Source organism: Neptunitalea chrysea, assembly GCF_027924145.1.
Lineage (GTDB): Bacteria > Bacteroidota > Bacteroidia > Flavobacteriales > Flavobacteriaceae > Neptunitalea > Neptunitalea chrysea.
Genome location: NZ_BRVP01000056.1, coordinates 1 through 2,351 on the forward strand (window position 1 = coordinate 1; position 2,351 = coordinate 2,351).

The 2,351-nt window shown below is 33.2% G+C and carries 3 protein-coding genes; all 3 read left to right on the top strand.

Features of this window, described 5'->3' with window-relative positions; genetic code table 11:
• Window positions 1-889 (top strand): glycoside hydrolase family 19 protein (locus tag NBRC110019_RS16635; RefSeq protein ID WP_281756596.1); only part of this gene is annotated, 889 nt, incomplete at its 5' end.
• Between the two features lie 46 nt (window positions 890-935).
• Window positions 936-1,298 carry a hypothetical protein gene (locus NBRC110019_RS16640; protein ID WP_281756597.1) on the top strand — a complete coding sequence of 121 codons (363 nt, stop codon included), beginning with the start codon at window positions 936-938 and terminating at the stop codon, window positions 1,296-1,298.
• A 287-nt stretch (window positions 1,299-1,585) separates the two neighbouring features.
• A complete protein-coding gene (locus NBRC110019_RS16645) occupies window positions 1,586-2,194 on the top strand; it encodes a DUF6705 family protein (protein ID WP_281756598.1) in 609 nt (202 codons plus the stop codon).
• The last annotated feature ends 157 nt before the right edge of the window (window positions 2,195-2,351 follow it).

Sequence of the window (2,351 nt, forward strand, 5' to 3'; positions counted from 1 at the left end):
AGATGGATCTTCTGGTGATGGATCTTCTGGTGATGGATCTTCTGGTGATGGATCTTCTGGTGATGGATCTTCTGGTGATGGAAGTTCTGGAGATGACTCTTCTGGCGGAGGTGGGTCAAGTGATGGCTCTGACAATGAAAATGAAGATTCTGAAATAGATACTGAGCCTGTTTTAGAAGAAGAAATAGATGATGATGATTGTGATACTTCTAAGGAAGATTTGCAGAAAGTATTTCCAAATATGTCAGATTCGAATGCTGAGTTGTTAGCACATTTAATTAATGAAAAGGGAGCTGATTTTGGAATCGATAGTGATATAGATTTATGGCATTTTTTAAGTCAGGCTGCTGCCGAATCTGGTTTTGAATCGTTGAACGTAATGGAAAGCTTAAATTATTCCACTGCATCTTTATTACCAAAGAGATATAGTAAATTTACTATGGATTCTATTGCAGCTAGTCAGGATTCTGATTTATATTATGCTCCTGACTACGTTGGTAATCCAACTGGAGTAGCTAATGTGGCTTATTGTTGTGTATTTTCTAATGGGGATGTAGCTAGTGGAGATGGAAATAAATACAGAGGTAAAGGTTTAATGCAATTAACTTGGAAATCTAATTATATAGCTTTTAAGAATTTTTATAATGAACATTTTGATCCTGATATAGATCCGGTAACATATCCTGAGATTATAGCGAGTAATGATACTTTAGCTATTTTAAGCGGGTTGTGGGTATACAAAACTAAAGTTGTCGATAGAATAACACCATTGGATTCTACTACTACCGTTAAAGATGTAACGATAAAAATAAATGGTAAATCTGCTCTTGGTCTTGATAAGCGTGAAAATTATTTTCAAAAGGTAAAAGATTCTATAAATTGTTTATAAAAAAAATGTTATGAAAAAAAGTATAAAATATTTTTGTTTAATTGTTATGATATTAATTTTTCGTCAAGGATTTTCACAACAAACAACTTTACAAAGCTTTAAAGCAGAAATAGTTGGTGTATGGCAATCGGATGAAGATGCTAAATATATCATTGAGTTTACAGATAATGGAAATAGAATTGATAAGTATCTTGGTTACTCTGATACGGAATATACATATGAGTTAACTACAGGATGTGATTTTGAAGTAGTGGATGGAGAAGATGTTAAAGATATTTTTCTTAAAACTTATGAAAACGGATCTGACTCTACCTGTGATATTATTAATAATATTAGTACTAACAATACTCTTACAACTTTATCTATCACGGGTTCAAATGGTAAATTGTATTTATTTACAAAACAATAGGTTAATACACTCCCCAAACGATTATGGACCCTATAAGTTGCTTGTAATGCAAGATTTGGTGTTGGTGAAGCAGTAGTTTTAATGAAGATCTGCTTATTAGTGGTTATCAACTGACAGTTAATAATACAGATGTTATTAACACGTTAATGAGATTACTGTTACTTATGATAATGGGTTATTTTATCCCATAAATGGGAGTTTATTTTATGTGGAGGAATCCTGGGAGCGTTTGTCTTTAGATAGTAATGAAAACATAGTTGAAACCCCTTGTGTGAAATAAAATAAATATGAAAAGTATAGTTTTTTTAGTAATAGCTTTTTTTACAATTCATGAAGATTGTATGTCGCAAACAAACATTGTTCCTATTGATGCATATTTAAGCGAGGTTCCTTCAAATAGTTATTTTAAGGATTTGTTTGATGAAATGAATGTGTTTACGGGGACTTGGAAGTATACTGCTGCAAATGGAGAGGTGCTAACTATAGTATTAGAAAAAGAAACCATGGTGGCTACACGTGGGCACTATGAAGATTTATTGGTAGGAGCCTATACCTATGAGGTTAACGGTACTACACTGGTAAATACATTACCTTATTTAGAAGACACGCAAATAACAGGTAGAGCACATCCTATTTCGGGAAGAACCATTGTAAAAAGCCCCACGGCAGTTTGTGATTCGTGTACTAGTTCTGAACGGTTGTTTTCGTTGTATTTTCACGATCCTGAACGGGATTATCTATCTATAAAAATGGTAGTGCGTTCTATTCCAAATCAAAATACCCCAGCAAAAATTTGGGTAAAGTTATATAGTTATAGTGGAGGGATGCTTCCTGATGCTAATGTACCAACGGTAGCACGTGTACCTTACGGGGAATATGTATTAGAGAAACAGTAAAAAGAAAGTAAACTATCTCTGGGCAAGCTCATGAGGTAGTTATTAGAGAGCAATGTTTCATTTTGAGGTAAGGCTCTGAGTATTTAATCTTGATTATCGAGTAAATATGAAATTAAAACACATTTTAGGAGTAGCAATTATGTTGCTAAGTTTAAAA